Consider the following 497-nt stretch of genomic DNA (forward strand, 5'->3'; position numbering starts at 1 on the left):
CTTAAGCTAACTGTTGAGCTCTGAAAACCCAGGTTTAGCCCGACTATTTAGTACATTTGGTCACCTTAACAGGGGTACTCCAAGGGACTTAGCAGGAGGAGCCGAATCGCTTTATGTTCTGTTGAAGAAAAAGATTGAGGCTTTGGGTTTTCACTGCCATCATCTATCGGAAGATGAAGTCTGGAAAAAAGTTGATAAAAGGGCTACATCAGACTTTTCCAAAGCTATGAAACAATTTATTCAACGTGCCCGAAAACAGAAACTGTCCGTAGAAGACCTGGGCCGCACAATAGAGACATATTCAACTGAAACAGAAGTTGAAGCTCAATTCTTGGATCTTTGCATCTTATTTTATAGGGGTTATTTAAGTAGTCTAGAACATGAAGGAAAAGAGGACTTTGATGGCTTACTGCAAAGAGCCTCATACCAATTCCCTATGAGGTGAAGCAGAATATAGGAGTACTGATTTCAAGCACAAAAGATGGCTCGTCCACTCA

Annotated in this window: 1 protein-coding gene; it reads left to right on the plus strand. The window is 41.0% G+C overall.

The features are described 5' to 3' along the window. Nucleotides 1-13 precede the first annotated feature (13 nt). Nucleotides 14-445 (plus strand): hypothetical protein, encoded by a 432-nt coding sequence (locus JUK32_RS08450; protein WP_204138418.1) that lies wholly within the window; start codon nt 14-16, stop codon nt 443-445. The last annotated feature ends 52 nt before the right edge of the window (nt 446-497 follow it).

This window comes from Halomicronema sp. CCY15110 (assembly GCF_016888165.1).
In the GTDB taxonomy this organism is placed as follows: Bacteria; Cyanobacteriota; Cyanobacteriia; order Phormidesmidales; family Phormidesmidaceae; genus Halomicronema.